The sequence below is a fragment of the Aeribacillus sp. FSL k6-2211 genome (genome assembly GCF_037966125.1).
GTDB lineage: Bacteria > Bacillota > Bacilli > Bacillales > Aeribacillaceae > Aeribacillus > Aeribacillus composti.
Map to the genome: position 1 here is coordinate 2,684,763 of NZ_CP150190.1, position 18,360 is coordinate 2,703,122.

Annotated in this window: 22 protein-coding genes; all 22 read right to left on the minus strand. The window is 40.5% G+C overall.

Going from position 1 to position 18,360, the window contains the following annotated elements; genetic code table 11:
* Positions 1–34: 34 nt before the first annotated feature.
* The 22 genes from NSU19_RS12925 to aroQ all read right to left on the minus strand — a co-directional run bounded on the left by NSU19_RS12925 (position 35) and on the right by aroQ (position 18,305).
* Entirely contained in the window at positions 35–868 is an 834-nt protein-coding gene (locus NSU19_RS12925; protein WP_063388131.1) for a TlyA family RNA methyltransferase, read from the minus strand.
* Positions 861–2,762, minus strand: coding sequence for a 1-deoxy-D-xylulose-5-phosphate synthase (gene dxs, locus NSU19_RS12930; RefSeq protein ID WP_339196806.1), 1,902 nt, complete (start codon positions 2,760–2,762; stop codon positions 861–863). The genes NSU19_RS12925 and dxs overlap by 8 nt, the downstream gene beginning before the upstream one ends.
* Before the next feature lie 10 nt (positions 2,763–2,772).
* Positions 2,773–3,393, minus strand: coding sequence for a hypothetical protein (locus NSU19_RS12935; RefSeq protein ID WP_066247695.1), 621 nt, complete (start codon positions 3,391–3,393; stop codon positions 2,773–2,775).
* Positions 3,394–4,156: 763 nt separating this feature from the next.
* Positions 4,157–5,035 carry a polyprenyl synthetase family protein gene (locus NSU19_RS12940; RefSeq protein WP_063388129.1) on the minus strand — a complete coding sequence of 293 codons (879 nt, stop codon included), beginning with the start codon at positions 5,033–5,035 and terminating at the stop codon, positions 4,157–4,159.
* Positions 5,035–5,274: an exodeoxyribonuclease VII small subunit gene (locus NSU19_RS12945; RefSeq protein ID WP_063388128.1), complete on the minus strand. Its 240-nt coding sequence runs from the start codon at positions 5,272–5,274 to the stop codon at positions 5,035–5,037. Before NSU19_RS12945 ends, NSU19_RS12940 begins: the two co-directional genes overlap by 1 nt.
* Positions 5,271–6,617 (minus strand): exodeoxyribonuclease VII large subunit, encoded by a 1,347-nt coding sequence (gene xseA, locus NSU19_RS12950; protein ID WP_339196808.1) that lies wholly within the window; start codon positions 6,615–6,617, stop codon positions 5,271–5,273. Before xseA ends, NSU19_RS12945 begins: the two co-directional genes overlap by 4 nt.
* Positions 6,618–6,639: 22 nt before the next feature.
* Positions 6,640–7,494, minus strand: coding sequence for a bifunctional methylenetetrahydrofolate dehydrogenase/methenyltetrahydrofolate cyclohydrolase FolD (gene folD, locus NSU19_RS12955; protein ID WP_339196811.1), 855 nt, complete (start codon positions 7,492–7,494; stop codon positions 6,640–6,642).
* A gap of 10 nt (positions 7,495–7,504) precedes the next feature.
* The gene (gene nusB / locus NSU19_RS12960) at positions 7,505–7,903 is read right to left on the minus strand and encodes a transcription antitermination factor NusB (protein ID WP_063388125.1); all 399 of its coding nucleotides are present in this window, start codon (positions 7,901–7,903) and stop codon (positions 7,505–7,507) included.
* Between the two features lie 158 nt (positions 7,904–8,061).
* Positions 8,062–8,463 carry an Asp23/Gls24 family envelope stress response protein gene (locus NSU19_RS12965; protein ID WP_063388124.1) on the minus strand — a complete coding sequence of 134 codons (402 nt, stop codon included), beginning with the start codon at positions 8,461–8,463 and terminating at the stop codon, positions 8,062–8,064.
* A 17-nt stretch (positions 8,464–8,480) separates the two neighbouring features.
* Positions 8,481–9,830 (minus strand): acetyl-CoA carboxylase biotin carboxylase subunit, encoded by a 1,350-nt coding sequence (gene accC / locus NSU19_RS12970; RefSeq protein ID WP_063388123.1) that lies wholly within the window; start codon positions 9,828–9,830, stop codon positions 8,481–8,483.
* A 10-nt stretch (positions 9,831–9,840) separates the two neighbouring features.
* A complete protein-coding gene (gene accB / locus NSU19_RS12975; protein ID WP_094246189.1) occupies positions 9,841–10,332 on the minus strand; it encodes an acetyl-CoA carboxylase biotin carboxyl carrier protein in 492 nt (163 codons plus the stop codon).
* A 185-nt stretch (positions 10,333–10,517) separates the two neighbouring features.
* Entirely contained in the window at positions 10,518–11,138 is a 621-nt protein-coding gene (locus tag NSU19_RS12980; protein WP_094246190.1) for a SpoIIIAH-like family protein, read from the minus strand.
* A 15-nt stretch (positions 11,139–11,153) separates the two neighbouring features.
* On the minus strand, positions 11,154–11,789 hold the full coding sequence (gene spoIIIAG / locus NSU19_RS12985; protein ID WP_235600445.1) for a stage III sporulation protein AG: 636 nt from the start codon (positions 11,787–11,789) through the stop codon (positions 11,154–11,156).
* Positions 11,782–12,399, minus strand: coding sequence for a stage III sporulation protein AF (gene spoIIIAF / locus NSU19_RS12990; protein WP_063388120.1), 618 nt, complete (start codon positions 12,397–12,399; stop codon positions 11,782–11,784). The genes spoIIIAG and spoIIIAF overlap by 8 nt, the downstream gene beginning before the upstream one ends.
* Before the next feature lie 12 nt (positions 12,400–12,411).
* A complete protein-coding gene (gene spoIIIAE / locus NSU19_RS12995; protein ID WP_339200026.1) occupies positions 12,412–13,560 on the minus strand; it encodes a stage III sporulation protein AE in 1,149 nt (382 codons plus the stop codon).
* 82 nt (positions 13,561–13,642) lie between these two features.
* Positions 13,643–14,041: a stage III sporulation protein AD gene (gene spoIIIAD, locus NSU19_RS13000; RefSeq protein WP_094246193.1), complete on the minus strand. Its 399-nt coding sequence runs from the start codon at positions 14,039–14,041 to the stop codon at positions 13,643–13,645.
* 6 nt (positions 14,042–14,047) lie between these two features.
* Positions 14,048–14,254: a stage III sporulation protein AC gene (spoIIIAC, locus tag NSU19_RS13005; RefSeq protein ID WP_063388118.1), complete on the minus strand. Its 207-nt coding sequence runs from the start codon at positions 14,252–14,254 to the stop codon at positions 14,048–14,050.
* A 27-nt stretch (positions 14,255–14,281) separates the two neighbouring features.
* Positions 14,282–14,794, minus strand: a complete 513-nt coding sequence (gene spoIIIAB / locus NSU19_RS13010; protein ID WP_339196817.1) for a stage III sporulation protein SpoIIIAB — start codon at positions 14,792–14,794, stop codon at positions 14,282–14,284.
* A 2-nt stretch (positions 14,795–14,796) separates the two neighbouring features.
* Positions 14,797–15,714 carry a stage III sporulation protein AA gene (gene spoIIIAA, locus NSU19_RS13015; RefSeq protein WP_339196819.1) on the minus strand — a complete coding sequence of 306 codons (918 nt, stop codon included), beginning with the start codon at positions 15,712–15,714 and terminating at the stop codon, positions 14,797–14,799.
* 479 nt (positions 15,715–16,193) lie between these two features.
* Positions 16,194–16,751: an elongation factor P gene (efp, locus tag NSU19_RS13020; RefSeq protein WP_339196821.1), complete on the minus strand. Its 558-nt coding sequence runs from the start codon at positions 16,749–16,751 to the stop codon at positions 16,194–16,196.
* A 50-nt stretch (positions 16,752–16,801) separates the two neighbouring features.
* Positions 16,802–17,863, minus strand: coding sequence for a Xaa-Pro peptidase family protein (locus NSU19_RS13025; protein WP_339196823.1), 1,062 nt, complete (start codon positions 17,861–17,863; stop codon positions 16,802–16,804).
* On the minus strand, positions 17,853–18,305 hold the full coding sequence (gene aroQ, locus NSU19_RS13030) for a type II 3-dehydroquinate dehydratase (RefSeq protein ID WP_063388113.1): 453 nt from the start codon (positions 18,303–18,305) through the stop codon (positions 17,853–17,855). The genes NSU19_RS13025 and aroQ overlap by 11 nt, the downstream gene beginning before the upstream one ends.
* Between the last annotated feature and the right edge of the window lie 55 nt (positions 18,306–18,360).

Consider the following 18,360-nt stretch of genomic DNA (forward strand, 5'->3'; position numbering starts at 1 on the left):
TATCTCATAGAAAAACAGGAATAACTTGTATTCGTTATCCCTGTCTCTTTATTTTTAACGTGGAATGAGCGTTTTTCACAATTTCTTCAATTGTTTCCGTAAATTTTATGTCACCTTTTTCTTTTGCCCCTCCCCAATACAAATGGAGCAAAAACTCTATATTCCCGTTGCTGCCAGTGATCGGAGAGTACGATAAATGTAAGCAATCAAATCCTTCACTGATTGCAAAGGCCGTTATGTCATGCAAAACTTCCTCATGAACCCGAGCATCCTTCACAATTCCTTTTTTCCCGACTTTTTCTTTTCCTGCTTCAAATTGCGGCTTAATTAGCGCTACGCATTCACCAGTGGGCACCAAAATGGTTTTTAAAACAGGGAGGATCAATTTTAAAGAGATAAACGATACATCAATGGTAGCAAATTCCGGAAGCCCCTTTTGAAAATCCTCCGGCTTTACATAACGGAAGTTTGTCCGTTCCATCACGATGACACGTTCATCTTGACGCAGCTTCCAATCCAATTGATTATACCCGACATCCACCGCATAACATAATTTTGCGCCGTTCTGCAAGGCGCAGTCGGTAAATCCTCCCGTAGAAGAGCCGACATCTACCATAATTTTTCCTGCCACACTGATTTCAAATTGTTTCAACGCCTTTTCCAGCTTTAAACCGCCTCTTGAAACATAAGGGATCGCATCTCCCTTTACAGTTAACGGGATGTCGCGATCAATTTTTTCGCCAGGCTTATCCAATCGTTTTTCATTTGAATAAACAAGCCCGGCCATAACGGCCCTTTTTGCTTTTTCTCTCGTTTCTGCAAGTCCTCTTTCTACAAGCAATACATCTAAACGTTCCTTTTTACCCATATTTGATTCCTTTTTCTTTTTTTGGTATTACTTCGAGCACATTTTTGATTATTCCTTCTTTTGTTAATCCAATCTCTTCTAACAGTTTTTCCACGCTTCCATGCTCGATAAAGCGATCTGGAATTCCCATTCTTTTCATTGTAAGATTTGTAAAGCCATGCTTTTCAGCAAATTCTAATACCGAGCTGCCAAAACCGCCTTCAAGAACTGCTTCCTCTACTGTTAAAATCGGTATTCCTTCGTTGAAAATCTCAAGAAGCATTTTCTCATCAAGCGGCTTTAAAAAGCGGGCATTGACGACTCGAACGGAAACATTATTTTTGGCAAGTGCTTTCGCTGCATCCAATGCCATTTTAATCGTCGTTCCAAATGTTAAAATGACAGCATCTTTACCTTGTAAAAGAACTTCCCACGTACCGATCGGAATTTCTTTCAGCTCAGGATCAAGAGGCACACCCAATCCTGTTCCTCTCGGATAGCGAAGAGCGATCGGCCCTTCATCGTACTTCAGAGCCGTATAAACCATATGCTGTCCTTCATTTTCGTCTTTCGCCATCATTAATACAATGTTTGGTATATGGCGCAAAAAAGCGATGTCAAATACTCCCTGATGGGTTTCTCCGTCAGCTCCGACGAGTCCTGCGCGGTCAATTCCGAAAAACACATTTAAGTTTTGTCGGCAAATGTCATGAACCATTTGGTCATAACCGCGCTGCAAAAAGGTTGAATAGATTGCCAAAAACGGCTTCATATTGGCAGCAGCAAGTCCTCCTGCAAGCGTCACCGCATGCTGCTCGGCAATACCGACATCAAACATTCTGTCCGGAAATTCTTCTCGGAATTTTTCAAGTTTCGAACCAACCGGCATGGCTGGTGTAATTGCAACAATTCTTTCATCGTTTCTCGCTAATTTTCGAACTGTTTCACTTACTAATTCACTCCAAGACGGAGCCGATATTTTCGGTTTAACAAAATCGCCTGTTTCAATTTTATACGGGCCTGTTCCATGCCATGTTCCAACCTTGTCTTTTTCGGCAGGCAAATAGCCCTTTCCTTTTTTCGTGATAACATGCAGCAAAACAGGGCCTTTTGTTTTTTGGGCATAACTAATGTTTTCCATCAATGCCTGAAAATCATGTCCGTCAATCGGTCCAAAATAGGTAAAGCCAAGCTCCTCAAAAAACATGCCCGAAACGAATAAATATTTCAGACTGTCTTTAAGCCGTTCTGCTGTTGAGGCAAGCTTTCCTCCGACAGCTGGAATTTTTTTCAACAAGTATTCCAACTCTTCTTTTACCCAGTGATATTTGCCTGTTGTTCTTAATCTTCCAAGTATATGATGAAGAGCACCGACGTTTGGAGCAATAGACATTTCATTATCGTTTAACACAACAATAATATCCTTTTGTTCATGGCCGATGTGATTCAATGCTTCAAGCGCCATGCCTCCGGTTAAAGCACCGTCGCCGATAATCGGCACAATATATTCATCCGTTCCTTTTAAATCGCGGGCAATAACCATTCCCATTGCCGCAGAAAGTGAAGTTGAACTGTGCCCCGTTTCCCAAACATCGTGCTCGCTTTCTGAACGCTTCGGAAAACCGGACAATCCTTTATACTGCCTCAACGTATCAAACTCTTTCGCCCTGCCTGTCAAAATTTTATGAACGTACGCCTGGTGACCTACATCCCAAATAAATTTATCTTTCGGGCTGTCAAACATTTTATGTAAAGATATTGTCAGCTCAACTACTCCTAAATTTGGTCCAATATGTCCGCCGGTCACTGACAGCTTTTCAATTAAAAATTGGCGAATTTCCGCGCTCAATTGCTCCAGTTCTTTTATTGAAAACTTTTTCAGAAATTTTGGATTTTCGATGGACAATAGATCCAAAACGGATCACTCACTTTCGCTTTTTAGATATGCTTGCTTTTTTATGATTCTTTCCTTTTTTCTCTTTCATCAAAACAATATTAAATCTTTTTTCAAAAAAATAAAATATCTTTCCGACATAAAAAATAATCGGAGTTGAAAAACGGATTGCAAACGCCTTTCCAAACGCTTTTCCTCCGACAGTAAGAGCAGCTACAATGCTTGTGAATACGATTGAAATCGTAAACTCAAGCGCCGAAGTTTGACGGTCGGCAAACGTCACCGCCAGCTGCACTACGACAACAGCCGAGGCTGTTCCGCTGATTATGCCGGAAATATCGCCAATAACATCGTTGCAAAAGTTCGAAAAGCGATCGGCATTTCGGATAATTTGAATGGCATGCTTGGCACCGCTCACACGCTTTGACGCCATCGCATGAAACGGAACCTCATCTGCTGATGTGGCAGCAATGCCGAGCATATCAAAAAAAATGCCGATTAAAACGATCACAAAAACGATCATCATACCGGCAGCCCATCCGACGCCTTCCAGGAGAACAGTTGATACAATTGAAAAAAGAGCCGCTAACACGAATGTGATAACGGCAATTCCTAAACTCCATCGTATTGAATATCGAATTAGCTCTTTCATCATGAAATGCATAACACCTGATTTCTATGTAAAAACTATATATAACGAAATGGAGTGGTCATATATAGAGTAAACATTACGGCTTAGGTCCAGTAGGTTTTCCCAGTCAAGTACCAGGCGTTGCCGCCCCGGCGGTTTCCCTTTAAACCTGACTTAGCGCTGTCGCCAAACGCTAGACTGGATTGCCACTTAGTCCGTACTACAATCCTCTATATATGTCATGTGAACAGTCTAGGAGTTTTCCTCAAACAGCCTTTAGCCGGTTCCTAGCCTCTTTTGCAGAGCCGATTTCATATGTCACATAAGAAACTCTTTCATTGGCCATATGAAAAAGTTCCTTGTTTCCATAATCCCCTCGGCCTCCACTCAAGGCAGGCTACGCTGTCCGCGCCTCATTGCACTATGAAGCGCGTAGACAGGTTCATACCCATTTTGCACATAAAATGGGCCTCCGCGGAAAGAGGGTCAACGCCCACATGCCATTGTGGATCGCCCTCTAACCTTAACCCCCAGCATCAACCCAAGGCTGGGCGCCTCAAGCCAACACCAGGAACTTCATCGATGTGCCCTTTAGCGGATTTTTAGGCCCGCCTTCAGAACCGGAGGGCTGACTAGAATACTGCACCACTCCATCATGTTTTCTGACAGAATTATATCATATAGGAGTGTTTTCCTCAACTTGTTGGAGAATGCACACATTCAAATGCGAATCCCGTTCCTCACATTTTGTCGACCCGTTGGAGGTGCACCGAATTTTCATCGTTTAATGTTCGCGCTCCCCAATTAAATCACAAAACGATAATAGAAGCTCATTGTTTATGGAACATGTTTGCAAAATAGCCTTTGATGTTTCAATATGCTCCGACAATTTTTCCTTTGCGCCTTCCAAAGACAGTACGGACAAATACGTTGTTTTTTTATTCTCTTCATCGGAACCAACAGGCTTTCCGATCTTTTCTTCGTCTCCTTCAACATCTAATATGTCATCTTTAATTTGGAAGGCAATGCCTATATGGTATGCGAATTCCTTTAATTTATTTATTTCTTCAATCGACGCCTCAGCAATGATGGCACCTGCAATAATACTGAAAGCCAGAAGCTTTGCTGTTTTATGCTCATGAATATATTCAAGCTGTTTTAAAGTTAATTGTTTGTTTTCTCCTTCCATGTCGGCAACTTGTCCGCCAACCATTCCTTCTGCACCAGCCGCCTTTGAAAGCTCTGAAATGAGCGTCAATTTTACGCGATCTGAAAGCTCTTCAGCATCAGCAATCAGCCGAAAGCTTTCAGTCAGTAATCCGTCACCTGCCAGCACGGCTATGGCTTCTCCATATACTTTATGATTGGTCGGCTTTCCTCTTCTAAAATCATCATTGTCCATGCATGGAAGGTCATCATGAATGAGCGAATACGTATGAATCAATTCCACCGCACATGCGACCGGGTAGCCAATTTTCTCTTCTTTTCCATACGAATGGAGAACGGCAAGCAAGAGCATAGGGCGCAGACGTTTCCCGCCGGCATTTAAGGAATAAAGCATCGATTCTTTAATAATTTTCGGGGCATTTAATCTTTCAATATATGTGGGAAGAACGGAATCAATGGCAGCTTTGCGCGTTTTTAAGTATTCCGGAAAAGACATCACTTTTGTTCTTCCTCCTGTGCTTGGAAAGGTTTGATCGTTCCATCTTCATCAAGAATAAAATCCAATTGCTTTTCAGCTTGCGTTAATTTTTCATGGCAAAGCTTTGAAAGCTTCATTCCTTCTTGAAAATATTGGATCGCCTGTTCTAATGGAACATCTCCGTCTTCTAATTTTAAAACAATTGCTTCCAGCTCTTTCATCGCTTCTTCAAACGTTAATTCTTTTTGATCATTCATGATCTTCTCTCCTCAATTTCAGATACTTCACAATGGATGGTCCCGTCCTGCAATTTAATTTGAATAAAATCCCCTTCAGCCGTTTGTTTTACGCTCTTTACCAGCTTATCTTGTTTATACACAAGGCTGTATCCACGTTCCATAATCTTTAATGGGCTGAGCGCATCAAGTTTAGAAGCTAATGCTTGAAAGCGATTCAGCTTCTGTTGAAATAAAGCTGTCATCTCGCGCAGCATTTTTTTGTCCAGATCCTTCATTCTTGTCTTCGCCCGCTCAATTTGGTCATATGGAAGTTCGTTTTTAAGACGATTCGTCAATAACAAGTATCGGTTCGTTTGATCGTTTAAGTAACGTTTTCCTGCTTTTTTAAACCGTTCGAATAAAATGTCCAGCTCCTGTTCTTTTTGCATATAAAGCTTTTTCGGATATTTGAATGCATATGAGTTGGTTAAGCGGAAAAGCTTGAGCTTTTCCTTTTTGATCCGTTCCTTTAAAGCGTTCGTCATTCTAATGTTCCGTTCTCGGATCTTTTCGATTAAATCCGTTATATTAGGAACAGCCAGCTCTGCTGCTCCGGTTGGAGTCGGCGCCCGAAGATCGGCGACAAAATCTGCGATTGTATAATCTGTTTCATGGCCTACAGCAGATATAACGGGTATTTTTGATTTAAAAATTTCCCTTGCCACCATCTCTTCATTGAAAGCCCACAACTCTTCAATCGATCCGCCTCCTCTTCCAACAATGAGGACATCGAAATAACCGAGGGAGTTGGCAAGCTGTATTTTATTCACAATCGATTTTCCCGCTTGTACACCTTGAACAATTGCGGGAATAACCACCACTTTTGCCACAGGGTATCTTCGTTTGATCGTTGTGATGATATCCCTGACGGCTGCACCTGTCGGCGATGTGATCACACCGATCGTCTTTGGAAAGGCAGGAATCGTTTTTTTATGCTTGACATCGAACAGCCCTTCTTGCTCCAATTTTTTTTTCAGCTGCTCGAATGCAAGATAAAGCCCCCCTACTCCATCAGGCTCCATTTCCTTTGCATAAATTTGGTATATTCCTCCGGGCTGGTAAATGGTAATTTCACCGCGTACCAATACGTTCATCCCGTCCTCTGGCCGAAATGGAAGAGAACGGTTAAAACTTGAAAACATAACCGCCTGTATTCTGGCATGCTCGTCCTTTAACGTAAAATAAATATGTCCGCTGTCATGAATTTTTACGTTTGATAATTCGCCTTTTACCCAAATATCGCGCAAATGTGGATCAACATCAAATTTTCGCTTAAGGTATTTTGTTAACGCCGAAACGGTTACAAATTTTTTGTTACTCATGAACAACTCCTTTAAAGCAAGTTTATGGACGTACCCGCTTCTTTGCGGATTTAACCGTATTATAAACCAGCATCGTAATCGTCATTGGACCTACTCCGCCGGGAACAGGAGTAATGGTGCTTGCTTTTTCTTTTGCCTCATCAAATTTTACATCGCCTACAAGTTTTCCGTTCTCAAGTCTATTGACGCCAACATCTATTACGACTGCACCTTCTTTAATATGATCAGCACCTATGAAATGAGGACGCCCGACAGCAACGATTAAAATATCTCCTTGGATCGTATGCTCCCGCAAATTTTTCGTTTTCGAATGGCAATATGTAACCGTTGCATTTTCGTTTAGAAGCAATTGTCCGACCGGTTTTCCGACAATATTGCTTCTGCCAACAACGACAACATGCTTTCCGGCAATTTCGATATTTGCAGATTTGATCATTTCAACAATTCCGGCCGGTGTGCACGGCAAAAACGCATCCTGTCCCGTCATCATGCGTCCAACATTAATCGGATGAAAGCCATCCACATCTTTTTCTGGAGAAATTTTTTCAATGACTGCTGTTTCATCAATATGGTCAGGTAACGGAAGCTGAACAAGAATTCCGTCATAACGATCGTCCTGATTATATTTTTCTATCACTTCAAGCAGTTCTTCTTGTGAAATCGACTCCTCCAAATGTTCCAGCTTAAAAGAAACACCGATTTCCTCCGAAGCTTTTTGCTTCCCCTTAATGTAAGAAAGGGAAGCAGGATTATTTCCAACTAAAATAATGGCAAGGCCGGGAGTTACCCCTTTTTCCTTTAATTGTTCCACTTCTTTTTTTAACTCGCTTCGCATTTCTTTTGCCAATTCTTTTCCGTCAATAATCGTCGCCACCATCTTTTTCCTCCTAAGCTTTTTTTTCTAACTCTTCTTTTATACTTGAGAGGACACCATTTACAAATTTGCTCGACTGAACATCTCCGAACATTTTAGCAAGTTCAATCGCTTCATCAATTGTTACATTGAACGGAATATCCGGTTCATATTTCATCTCATATACAGCTAAACGCAAAATGGCACGGTCAATGTTAGCCAATCTTTCCAATTTCCAATTGGTTAAATTCCTTTTTATCAATTCGTCAATTTCGTTTTGATGTTCAACCGTTCCGAGTACAAGCTTATTTAAAAATGGATCATGTTCATTACCGTCCAAAACATGATTGATGGCTTCCTCAGGAAGCGCTTCAGCCAAGTCAATTTGAAACAGTGCCTGCAATGCCTTTTTCCTAGCTGTTCTCCGTTTCATCTTTTTGCTCCTTTTTTCAAACTATGTCGAAATGTCATATATGAATCATATCATAACTGTCTCTTGTATCACATATGAAAGTTCATCCGAAAAGAAATTTCAGAATCTTTCTTATTATTCTTTATTTTAAACAAAAAAGGGGAGGATATCCTCCGCCTTTACATTTCCTCTTGAATTTCAGGCTCTTCCGTCTTCGTTTCAAACTGAATGCCCACTACATGAATGTTGATTTCGTTGATTTCAAGCGCCGTCATCGTTAAAAGCGTTTGACGAATGTTTTCTTGTACTTTCTGTGCAACAGCCGGAATGGAAACCCCGAAATTCATGACACAATATACATCAATGACAATGCCTTCTTCACCTAAGTCTACTTTTACGCCTTTACCATGATTTTTTTTGCCAAAGCGTTCAGCGACTCCTGAAGCGAAATTGCCGCGCATTTGGGCTACCCCTTCTATTTCAGATGCGGCAATTCCGGCGATGACTTCAATGACTTCCGGAGCGATTTCCACTTTTCCAAAGCTTGCTTCATGATTCATTTCCAATCCTGTATCTTTCAAATAGTACACCTCCAAAATTATGACATGATTTTATAATTTTCAAGAAATCTAGTGTTGAACTCCCCGCTGATAAATTTTTCATGATCCATTAATTTCAGGTGGAAAGGTATGGTTGTATGCACTCCTTCTATAACAAATTCACTTAAAGCTCTTTTCATTTTGGCTATCGCTTCTTCCCTTGTCGCTCCGTGTGTAATCAGCTTTGCGACCATTGAATCATAATATGGCGGAATGGAATAGCCAGGGTAGCAGGCAGAATCAATGCGGACACCCGGTCCGCCCGGAGGCAGGTACATTTCGATTTTACCAGCTGAAGGCATAAAATTCTTTTCCGGGTTTTCTGCGTTAATTCTACATTCGATCGCCCAGCCGTTAAATGTAATGTCTTTCTGTTCAAAGCTTAGTGGTTCGTTTGCTGCAATCTTGATCTGCTCTTTGATCAGGTCAATGCCTGTGACCATTTCAGTAACAGGATGCTCAACTTGAATGCGGGTATTCATTTCCATGAAATAAAATTGCTCATTTTTATAATCAAAAATGAATTCCACTGTACCTGCACCGGAATAACGCACCGCTTTGGCTGCTTTTACAGCCGCTTCCCCCATTTTATGTCGCATTTTATCAGATAGTGCAGGAGAAGGAGTTTCTTCCACCAGCTTTTGTAAGCGCCTTTGAATGCTGCAGTCCCTTTCACCTAAATGAACGACGTTTCCATGGTGATCGGCAAGAATTTGGATTTCAACATGGCGGAAATCTTCAATACATTTTTCAATGTAAACGCCTGGGTTTCCAAATGCTGTTTGCGCTTCCTGCTGAGTAATTTGGATCCCTTTCCGCAAGCTTTCTTCGTCATTCGCAACACGTATTCCTTTTCCTCCGCCTCCGGCGGCTGCTTTAATAATGACTGGATAACCGATTTGATTTGCGATCTCAACTGCTTCCTCTTCGCTTTTAATGATCCCTTTTGACCCAGGCACAATCGGAACACCCGCCTGCCGCATTGTTTCCCTAGCAACATCTTTTTTTCCCATTTTTGTGATTGCTTCTGGACTAGGGCCTACAAAAACAATGTTGCAATCATTGCAAAGCTCGGCGAAATCAGCGTTTTCTGCCAAAAATCCGTAGCCTGGATGAATGGCTTCTGATCCAGTCAGCGTCGCTACACTCACGATGTTCGTAAAGTTTAAATAGCTGTCTTTAGATGCAGTCGGTCCTATGCAATACGCTTCATCTGCAAGCTGAACATGCAAGGAGTCTTTATCCGCCTCAGAATATATGGCGACTGTTTCGATCCCTAATTCCTTGCAGGCGCGTATGATTCTTACTGCAATTTCTCCTCTGTTTGCTATCAGCAATTTTTTAAACATTTTCTTTCCCTCACTCTGGTTTTACAAGGAATAATGGTTGTCCGTATTCAACAAGCTGACCGTTCTCAACTAAAATGTCGACAATTTCGCCTTTTACTTCCGCTTCAATCTCATTAAATAATTTCATTGCCTCTACAATGCAAACAACGGTATTCTCTTTTACTTTTGATCCTATTGTAACATAAGGATCTGCATCTGGGTTTGGAGCAGCATAAAATGTGCCGACCATCGGCGAAGTAATTTTATGTAAATTTTCTGTTTCCTGCTCGCTTTCTTCTTTCGGCAAATGCACCTCTTTTTTCGGCTGTTCTAAAGATTCAGCAGCTGGCTGCTTTGGCAAAGCTTGAATTTCAGAAGCATTGTTATAGACAACATGCTGATTAGCGCGAGCCGCAGTTTTTTTTAATTGGACCTTTGCCCCTTCGCTTTCATATGTAAATTCATCAATGGATGAATCATCGATCAATTTGATGATTTCCTTTATTTCCTTAAAATTTAACATGAAAAAACACTCCTTAAAATGAATTCCAATTTGCTAGATATTATCATCAAGTATTAAAAGTAACTATCATTTATGATACGATAACTTTTTGCTAAAATTCAATAACTATTAAAAATATGAGCAAACAATTCAAAGCAGCTTTTTCTTCACATGAAAAAATCCCCGATTTTTCTCGGGGAGTCATGTTACTTTGCTATTTCAAATGTTACGGCAACATCCTGCATGGACTGGATTTCATCCTTCACCAATTGAATCAGTTCGTTTGCTTGCTGCGGGGAGTGTTCTTTCGCTTTTACGGTAATTCTCACCTTGTCTCCATCAGCGCGAACTAATGCATCTTCGTAGCCTTTTGTTTTGATAAGTGTTTCTAATACCTTCTCTTTCTCTGACAGCTTGGATAATTCGCGCATCTCCTCATATGCATTGTTTTTTTCCTCAGATGAGACATCATTGGACCCAATAATTGTCTCCAGCTCCTGCTTGCGTTCACTTCTTTCATCTTCCACTTCCATTCTCAGCGCAGTAAATAAATCATTGTCCGTTATTGTGGAGACTACCGATCCATCTTCTGAGCTGGACTGCTTGCTCGATTGTTCTTTTTCTTGCTGCTTCGCATCAGTTTTTTGTTGCTCTGTTTGTTCTTTATTATTGTCATTTCCGCTTTCTTTTTCATTCGAATTCGTCTCTGTATCCGTCAACACCACATCAGGGGAAGATCCTCCTTCAGGAGATGTAATGTAATAAACGGACAGCACAACAACTAAACTTAACATGGTTAATAACCAAACAGTTTGTTTTTTTAACATGTCAAGCATCCTCCTTTACTTTTTTGGCAATACGGCTACTCTATGACTATCGACATCAAGCACCCTTGTAACTGCATCGGTGATCATTTTTTTTATTTGAACGTTTTCAGCACCTTTTGCTACTACTAACACTCCGCGTATTTTCGGCTTTTCGGTTTTTACAACGATGGGTGATTCTTGATCCCCTTTTCGAATGATTACCACTTGTTCTTCAACAGATTTATCTTCCACCTGCCGCTTTCCGCCTTCACGGTCCGTCTCATCTGTCGTTTGGTTTTGAATCGAGCGATTTTTTTCCAACACACTTTCAGATGAAGAGTCAACATTGACAATAACTTCTACCTCACCTACGCCTGAAATGGACTGAAGCGCTCCTTTTAGCTCATTTGCATACTGCTGTTCATAACGTTCAATTGTTCCTTTTTCACTTGTTGTTTGTTTAAATGCGGGCTCAACATCCTCTTCTTCTGCAGCGGTGTTTATCGTTTCTACTGTTTTGCTTTCGCCGGATAAAAAACTGCCGATCAGCATAAAAGCGATTCCAAGCGTCAAAAGTATAAGCATGAATGGATAGGTGGCTGATTTTTTGAGCATATCTCGTCCGGGAAGAAGAGAGGCTAGTCGCTGCAAAAAATTTTTCCTATCATTCACTTAGGCCGCCTCCTTCCATTTCAATCGAAATTTTTTCTTTCGATACTCCCCATGTTTCTGCAAGCTGGGCAATTATTTCGTTTTCATTTGCGAGCATTTTTTTGTCTTCTTCGTTCATGTTGATTTCAACCGGTTTAACCGTTTCAACCGTGTGGGGAAGATCTTTTTCTTCCACGAAAACTGTAACTTGCTTTAAATCGTTTTCTGATTCAATCTTCTCTTTTGTTTCATCAACCGAAAGATGAATTTTTTGAACCTTTAAACCATAGTTTTCTACCAGCTCCTCTTCCGCTAAATTTTTCATTTGGACAGCCATTTGTTCTAAAATATATGCACGGTTGTTAGCTTGTATTTCATTTTTCTTAAATTCTATTGATTTTTTTATTGAATCTTCTTTTGCTTCCGAGTTCAGCAGCTCCTCGGATAACAAGTTCGGAAAATCATAGGAAAATATTTTTAAAATCGGCGTAAGAATGACAGACACTAATAATAAACTAACAACGACTTTTACATATTTTTGCATTGCGGATCTCGGCAGCAGCATATCTAAAATAATGGCAATAAAAATAAATAATATGATATTAGTGACCCATTCGGTGATGAATGACATATACCACCACTCCTATCGAACCATCATGGTGACATTGCTCGCTGCGATAATAACTGTAATGCTTAAAAAAAACATGAACGATACAAGGATCAGTGCCGCTAGTATATAGATGATGCTCTTGGAGATGATGTCTAAACAGGAGATAATCTCTCCCGGCCCTAAAGGCTGCAAAACGGCAGCAGCAAATTTATAGATGAAGGCAATCGCCAGTACTTTCATTGCCGGAAAAATGGTGATCAAAAAGAGAATGGCAACACCAATGACGCCAATTGTGTTTTTTAACAGCATCGATGCGCTGAAGAGCGTATCAGCCGCTTCCGTAAACATTTTTCCAAGCACAGGTATAAAGTTTCCCGTTATAAACTTTGTCGTCCGCAAGGCGATCCCGTCTGTCACAGCTGCCGTCGCCCCCTGGACAGAAATCACTCCTAAAAAAATGGTTAAGAAAATGCCTAAAAGCCAGATGCTAATGCTTCTGAACAGCTGAGCAAGCTGAGTAACTTTATATTGATCCGTCATCGTGCTGATTAAAAATAACAAAGAAGACAAAAACAGCAGAGGGAGAACAATTTTTTCAATCAACAAACCGCTTCCGTTCATCAAGAAAATGGTAATGGGGTGAAAAAATGCAGCCGAAGCAACTCCTCCAGATGACGCCATTAAAGCTATTAACATCGGAATTAAGGCTAGAAGAAAGCTTGTCATCCCTTTAATCGCATTCGTTGCATAGGAAATGGCTACGTGAAAACTGTTTAAAGCTAAAATGACAAGCACCATATAAACAATGGAGTAAGCAACTTTGCTTACATTTTTTTCTTCAAAAGCGTTTTGTAAATGCTGGAGAAGAACGCTAAATATCGTTAAAATAATAATGGTTCCAAGAAGCTTTCCGTTTGCCAAGATTTCATGTAAAAGAAATTTCAAAATGCCAACGGCCCACTCTTTTATAGAAAATTGTTTTTCACCTTTAATAAAATCCATCAAACTTCCCTTCTGGCTTTCCGGAAGAAGTCCTCCGTATGTCGTCATAATGTCATTCCAAAAATTTTTAATTTCCTCAATCCCAAGTTCGTCCATTTGTTCTGCCATATATTCTTGTTGAATCGCTTCTTCTTTTGGAGGATCTGCCGATGAATTTTGCTCTTGAGAGGCTTGTACCATGTTTGGCACAGCGAAAGCAAAAAACGCCAAAAAAAGGATGCCGCGAAAAAATGATGACTGAATCCCCATCACCCCCTTAAACTTATATATTTGGGAGAAGCTTAATCATCGTTTGTATAATCACCGTCATGATCGGAATTGCCATAGATAAGATTAAAATTTTCCCTGCCAATTCAATTTTGGATGCAATGGAGCCTTGTCCGGCATCTTTCGTAATTTGCGCACCAAATTCAGCAATATAGGCAATTCCGATGATTTTTAAAATGGTTTCGACATAAATCAAATCAATGCTTGCTTCATTCGCAATTCTTTCGACCATTCGAATCAATTCATAAATTTGATCCACTAAAAAAAGAAAAATGGAGACACCGGTAAAGACGATTAATAGAAAGGCAAAGGTCGGCTTTTGTTCTTTTATGACAAGAGCGAGCAAAGTTGCAATCAATCCTAGCCCGACAATTTGAAAAATTTCAATCTCCAAAACCTCCTATCCTTGAAAAAGAAAAACCGCTTTAATTTTTTGGAACAAATCGTTGACAATGGAAGCAACCATAAAAAGTATGTAAATAAATCCCAACAATGTAACCCATTGGGCGTACTCTTTCTTCCCCATTTGATCTAAAATGGTATGAAGAAACGCAACGATAATTCCGATTCCTGCGATTTGGAAAATTGTGTTGACGTCAACACCCATGTCCCTTTCTCCTCCCAGCTTATATCGCTACATCAAAAGAATGATAATGAGCAATCCCGCTAAAAATCCTAAGCTTTTCGTCATTTTTCCGTAATGCTCTTGATTAAACAGCGCTTCTTTTTCTTCTTTTTCCAAATGAGCCATTGTCAATTTAATATGCTTTTGCTGGCTGATTAAATCATGCTGCCCCAATGTTTCTCCAAATTGCTTTAAAACTTCCAATTCCCCTTCCTTCAGCGATGTATAAGGCCATATTTCAAGCAGACTGCTTTCCCATGCGCTTTTCACATCCATGTCGCCTTGCGATAATTTCTCAGAAAATAATGTAAATAGATTAGAAAGCGGAGGGGCTGACTGTTTGGCAATATGAAGCGATGCATCCTGCAATGGTGTGTGGCCGTACATGATCTCAGCTTCCAAGCTTTGCAAAGAAACCTTTAATTGCCGCAATTGTCTTGTCCGCTCTGTCAATCGTTTAGCCGAATCAAACCCAATCCATGTTGTTGCTAATAAGATGAATAAAGACCCTAGCAATTTCATCGCTATTTCACACCTGCTTTATACACAATCTCTTTTTCTTTTTTTCCAAATATACGGGAAACCATCCCTGGAGTACCTTTTTTCTCCAATTCCATGTATCGGTCAAAAATGCCTAATTGAATAAGTTCTCTTAAAGTCGGACGGTGCAGCAAATCTTCAAAGCATTCGCCATGAGCGCTCACAAACAGCTGAACACCGCTGTTCACAGCTTCCATTAATGCATCGGTATCTTCCTTACGCCCTATTTCATCAGCAATAATGATGTCAGGGCTCATCGAACGGATCAACATCATCATCCCTTCTGCTTTCGGGCATCCGTCCAATACATCAATGCGAAGACCAAAAGTAAATTGCGGAATTCCTTTTACACTGCCGGCTATTTCTGATCTTTCATCCACAATGCCGACCTTTTGAGGCGGGATCGTTTTAACCCCAGTACTTATGATCCGGGCAAAATCGCGCAGCAGCGTCGTTTTTCCTGATTGGGGAGGTCCAAAAACAAGCGTATTTAACCATTTTTTTTCATATACATAAGGAATATATTGCTCAGCCAGGCCTATTTTCTCCCTTGCTATCCGGATATTAAAAGATGTAACGTGCCGTATGGCTTTGACATTGCCGTTTTCTGTAATCACTTTTCCAGCAAGGCCGATCCGGTGCCCTCCTCCAATCGTAATAAAACCTCTCTTTAATTCTTCCTCCAGTGTGTAAATCGAATATTGGCTGATCTTGTTTAAAATCATCATCCCGTCTTCTTTTGTCGCCTCGTAGTGAAGAAAGTGCGGTTTGCCGAATGCGATGATTTCAATCGGCTTGTACAAACGTATGCGAATTTCTTCCATCTGTTCAAAAAAAGAAGAAGGAAGCTGCTTTAATTCATTTGCAATTGTTTCGGGAAAAATTGAGATGATTTCTTTCAATCTTCCTTCCCCCTTTAATACCTTATTTATTTTCAATGTATGCAAGCTTGGCCACTTTATGACTACCGTTTCTCTTATTCCTTTTTTTTGCATTTATCATTTCAATAGAATTTGATAGAATTTTCTGATTTTAACAGTTATAATGGAGTTAGGGGGTGGTGATTGAATGTTGGTTCAAATTTATGATGGACTTGTATGGCTTCTTGCGGCTTTTATTTATATTGTTATACCTTTTGCCGTTTTCAGTGAATTGAGGAAAAAGAAAAAAGCGTGGATGGATCATTAAAGGTGGACAAGCTGTAATTGAATCCTGTTCAAAAAAAGGCCAGGTTGGAAAGCTTGTGTATTCTGGTCTTTTATAAACGATTGCGAAAATAGCTATAACTTTCTTTTCAAAAAAAATAACCCACAGAAATCAGTTATGAATTCTGCGGGTCTTTTCGTTTTCTTTGACTTTTTTCATTATTTTTTAAGAATAATTACGCACGGGAAACATAAGAACCGTCAGAAGTATTGACGATAATAATGTCCCCTTCATTAACGAAAAACGGCACTTGCACGACAAGCCCTGTTTCAAGCGTAGCCGGTTTAGAGCCGCCTGATGCAGTGTCCCCTTTAATGCCAGGTTCTGTTTCCGTAACAGTTAATTCAACCGTGTTCGGAAGCTCAATTCCGATTGTTTCGCCTTGATACATCATGATGTATACTTCCATATTTTCTTTCAAAAACTTCAACTCATATTCAATTTGTTTTGAAGTAAGCTCAATTTGTTCATACGATTCTGTGTCCATGAAAACGTGCTGATCGCCATTTGCATACAAATATTGCATTTTCCGGGTGTCAATTTGAGCACGTGCTACTTTTTCGCCAGCCCGAAACGTTTTTTCTTGGATGGCACCTGTCCGAAGGTTGCGCAATTTTGAACGAACGAACGCCGCCCCTTTACCAGGCTTTACATGCTGGAATTCAAGAACGCGCCAAATCCCCCCATCGACTTCAATCGTTAAACCTGTACGAAAATCATTTACAGAAATCATATTTGGTCCTCCTATTACATTTTCTTTAACAACATTGATTGGGGCACTCGCTAGAGAATGATGAGCTCTTTCTTCGAATGAGTCAACACTTCATTTCCGTGCTCAGTGATCAAAATATCATCCTCAATTCTTACCCCGCCTTTTCCTGGAAGGTATATACCGGGTTCAACCGTGACCACCATGCCTGGCTGAAGAACGGTATCAGAGCGAGCGGACAGTGTCGGTCCTTCATGGATTTCAAGTCCGATTCCATGTCCAGTTGAATGACCGAAATATTCCCCGTATCCTTTATCCTCAATGTAGGTACGTGTGACAGCATCCGCTTCCCTTCCAGTCATTCCAGACTTGATTTCGCGCACGCCTTTCTTTTGCGCTTCAAGCACGATGTTATAAATTTCTTTCATTTCATCTCCAGGATCTCCAACAGCAATTGTCCGCGTCATATCTGAACAGTATCCTTTATAATAGGCGCCAAAGTCAAACGTTACAAGCTCTCCCTTTTCAATTGGTTTTTCACTTGCTACACCATGGGGAAGGGCTGACCGATAACCTGACGCGACAATCGTATCGAAAGATGAGGAAGCTGCTCCTTTTTTTCGCATAAAAAATTCGAGCTCATTCGCTAGTTCAATCTCTCTCACACCTGGACGGATCATATGTAAAATGTGTGTAAAGGCAGCATCAACGATTTCAGCGGCTTCCTTTAATATCTTAATCTCTTCATCAGTCTTTATCAAGCGCAACTTTTCCACAATATTTGAGACAGGAACGAATTCAATCCCTTTTAAAACATCCTTGTACGATGTGTATGTTGAATAAGAAAGATGATCCTGCTCAAACCCGAGCGTTTTGATCCCCATTTTCTTCGCCTGCGTAGCGACTTCTTCAAAAATCGATCCTGAATGCTGCACGATTCTAAAATGCTTTACTTGTTTTTTTGACTGTTCTACATACCGGAAATCGGTAATAAAGCATGCATCCTCTTTTGCCACCAGTGCGACCCCGGCCGTACCTGTAAATCCCGTCAAATAGCGGCGGTTATATTCGTTTGTAATGAGCATGCCGTCAATATTTAACTGTTCCATTTGTGAACGAACTTTTTCAAGCTTCATGTGTTTCCTCCCTGATCAAATGTAGTAAAGATAAAGCTGCCAATTGATAGCCGTAAAACCCTAAGCCAATTATTTGCCCTTGTGTCACCGGCGCTGTGACAGAATGATGCCGGAACGGTTCCCGTTGATTTGTATTGGAGATATGGACTTCAATTACCGGTTTTGAAATGCTGGCAATTGCATCCCGTATCGCATAGCTGTAATGAGTAAAAGCTCCTGGATTTAAAATCACTCCATCAAATTGTTGATCGGCTTCATAAAGCTTATCGATAATCTCTCCTTCATGATTCGATTGAAAAAAAGAAAATTGAACTTGTTTTTTTTCACCGAGAGATTTCAATTCATTTTCCAAATCTGCCAATGTTTTTTTTCCGTAAATATGCGGCTCCCTCACGCCTAAATAATTTAAATTCGGGCCATTGATCACAAGTATTCTCTCCATCGATTACACCTTTCTATCATGTATTAAAAAAGAATGTCCAGTATTATGAACATTC

What these genes read in the sequence shown, in the direction of transcription:
- NSU19_RS13025 (WP_339196823.1), bottom strand. Translation starts at nt 17,863, where the DNA reads ATGAAGCTTGAAAAAGTTCGTTCACAAATGGAACAGTTAAATATTGAC.
- NSU19_RS12940 (WP_063388129.1), bottom strand. Translation starts at nt 5,035, where the DNA reads ATGTCTTTTCCGGAATACTTAAAAACGCGCAAAGCTGCCATTGATTCC.
- NSU19_RS12980 (WP_094246190.1), bottom strand. Translation starts at nt 11,138, where the DNA reads ATGTTAAAAAAACAAACTGTTTGGTTATTAACCATGTTAAGTTTAGTT.
- NSU19_RS12925 (WP_063388131.1), bottom strand. Translation starts at nt 868, where the DNA reads ATGGGTAAAAAGGAACGTTTAGATGTATTGCTTGTAGAAAGAGGACTT.
- efp (WP_339196821.1), bottom strand. Translation starts at nt 16,751, where the DNA reads ATGATTTCTGTAAATGATTTTCGTACAGGTTTAACGATTGAAGTCGAT.
- NSU19_RS12945 (WP_063388128.1), bottom strand. Translation starts at nt 5,274, where the DNA reads ATGAATGATCAAAAAGAATTAACGTTTGAAGAAGCGATGAAAGAGCTG.
- spoIIIAC (WP_063388118.1), bottom strand. Translation starts at nt 14,254, where the DNA reads ATGGGTGTTGACGTCAACACAATTTTCCAAATCGCAGGAATCGGAATT.
- spoIIIAF (WP_063388120.1), bottom strand. Translation starts at nt 12,399, where the DNA reads ATGTCATTCATCACCGAATGGGTCACTAATATCATATTATTTATTTTT.
- aroQ (WP_063388113.1), bottom strand. Translation starts at nt 18,305, where the DNA reads ATGGAGAGAATACTTGTGATCAATGGCCCGAATTTAAATTATTTAGGC.
- NSU19_RS12935 (WP_066247695.1), bottom strand. Translation starts at nt 3,393, where the DNA reads ATGAAAGAGCTAATTCGATATTCAATACGATGGAGTTTAGGAATTGCC.
- nusB (WP_063388125.1), bottom strand. Translation starts at nt 7,903, where the DNA reads ATGAAACGGAGAACAGCTAGGAAAAAGGCATTGCAGGCACTGTTTCAA.
- spoIIIAB (WP_339196817.1), bottom strand. Translation starts at nt 14,794, where the DNA reads ATGAAATTGCTAGGGTCTTTATTCATCTTATTAGCAACAACATGGATT.
- accC (WP_063388123.1), bottom strand. Translation starts at nt 9,830, where the DNA reads ATGTTTAAAAAATTGCTGATAGCAAACAGAGGAGAAATTGCAGTAAGA.
- xseA (WP_339196808.1), bottom strand. Translation starts at nt 6,617, where the DNA reads ATGAGTAACAAAAAATTTGTAACCGTTTCGGCGTTAACAAAATACCTT.
- accB (WP_094246189.1), bottom strand. Translation starts at nt 10,332, where the DNA reads ATGTTAAATTTTAAGGAAATAAAGGAAATCATCAAATTGATCGATGAT.
- spoIIIAE (WP_339200026.1), bottom strand. Translation starts at nt 13,560, where the DNA reads ATGGTACAAGCCTCTCAAGAGCAAAATTCATCGGCAGATCCTCCAAAA.
- folD (WP_339196811.1), bottom strand. Translation starts at nt 7,494, where the DNA reads ATGGTGGCGACGATTATTGACGGAAAAGAATTGGCAAAAGAAATGCGA.